Source organism: Blautia sp. aa_0143 (assembly GCF_004167315.1).
GTDB lineage: Bacteria > Bacillota > Clostridia > Lachnospirales > Lachnospiraceae > Blautia_A > Blautia_A fusiformis.
Genome location: NZ_RCXU01000077.1, coordinates 1 through 1610, shown reverse-complemented (window position 1 = coordinate 1610; position 1610 = coordinate 1). Strand labels below are relative to the sequence as shown.

Annotated in this window: 1 protein-coding gene; it reads left to right on the top strand. The window is 39.8% G+C overall.

Features of this window, described 5'->3' with window-relative positions; all coding sequences use genetic code 11:
* The first annotated feature begins 280 nt into the window (after positions 1-280).
* Entirely contained in the window at positions 281-1489 is a 1209-nt protein-coding gene (locus EAI83_RS17030; RefSeq protein ID WP_129976310.1) for an IS110 family transposase, read from the top strand.
* The last annotated feature ends 121 nt before the right edge of the window (positions 1490-1610 follow it).

The following is a 1610-nucleotide window of genomic DNA, read 5'->3' as shown; positions in this document are numbered from 1 at the left end:
TTTCTACTACAATATATTTATGGTTAATATCCCTTACAGCCAGTAAGGAATTATCCATCTTGTTGCTTAAGCTGTATAATGATGGAGCAATTGGTATATCGTCCCTTTTCTTGGACATCGCGTCCGCAATTAAGACTGATAACCAGCTCCTCATTCGCAGCGTTCGTTTTATGCAGGTTGAATCGCCATAGGTGCATTCGCGTCACACCACAGTAGATTGAATAGGCAATGAGTAAAACTGGTATTTATCCATTGCAATAATCTTAAGGAGTGACAATTTATGAACGCAGTAGGTATCGATGTTTCAAAAGGTAAAAGTATGGTTGCTATCATGCGACCATTCGGTGAAATTGTTTCCACACCTTTTGAAATCAAACACACGGCCAGTGACATCCATTCACTTGTAGAACTAATCAATTCTGTTGAAGGTGAGTCCCGAATCGTGATGGAGCACACAGGACGTTATTATGAAGTCCTCGCTCATCAGCTTTCAGAGGCAAATCTTTTCGTCAGTGCCATTAACCCAAAACTTATCAAAGACTTTGATAATGATTCTCTTCGTAAAGTGAAATCTGATAAAGCAGATGCTGTTAAGATTGCCCGATATGCTCTTGACAAATGGCAAAATCTTAAACAGTATAATGTTATGGATGAATTACGCAATCAGCTCAAAACCATGAACCGTCAGTTCGGCTTTTACATGAAACACAAGACGGCTATGAAAAATAATCTTATCGGCATCCTTGACCAAACCTATCCTGGTGTTAATACTTACTTTGACAGTCCTGCACGCAGTGACGGAAGCCAGAAATGGGTTGATTTTGCATCTACATACTGGCATGTGGACTGTGTCCGTAAAATGTCCCTGAATGCCTTTATCGACCATTATCAAAACTGGTGCAAACGCAAGAAGTACAACTTCAGTCAGTCAAAAGCTGAAGAAATCTATGGAAAAGCAAAGGAACTTGTTCCTGTACTTCCAAAGGATGCCATTACAAAGCTTATTATCAAGCAGGCTGTAGACCAGCTTAATAGTGCCTCTACAACTGTTGAATCACTACGCACTCTCATGAATGAAACTGCATCCAAACTCCCGGAATATCCTGTCGTTATGGCTATGAAAGGGGTTGGAACTTCACTTGGTCCTCAGTTGATGGCTGAGATCGGAGATGTTTCCCGTTTCACTCGCAAAAGTGCTATTACTGCATTTGCCGGTGTAGATCCTGGTGTTAATGAATCCGGAACCTATGAACAAAAAAGTGTTCCTACTTCAAAACGAGGTTCCGCTGATCTTAGAAAGACTTTATTTCAGGTAATGGATGTCCTGATTAAAACGCATCCTCAAGATGATCCTGTTTATCAGTTCTTAGATAAGAAACGTGCTCAAGGCAAGCCTTACTATGTCTATATGACTGCAGGTGCTAACAAGTTTCTAAGAATCTACTACGGACGAGTGAAAGAATATCTTTCATCTCTTCCAGAATCTTAATTATCCACTAATATTTTCAGACCAGCACTGGTGTGGTGGTCTTATTTTGATACCCAATTTTCAACCTGTATAAAATTTTCAATGTTCTTTCAATTTAGCCTTGACTTTTTATTTGCAGGCT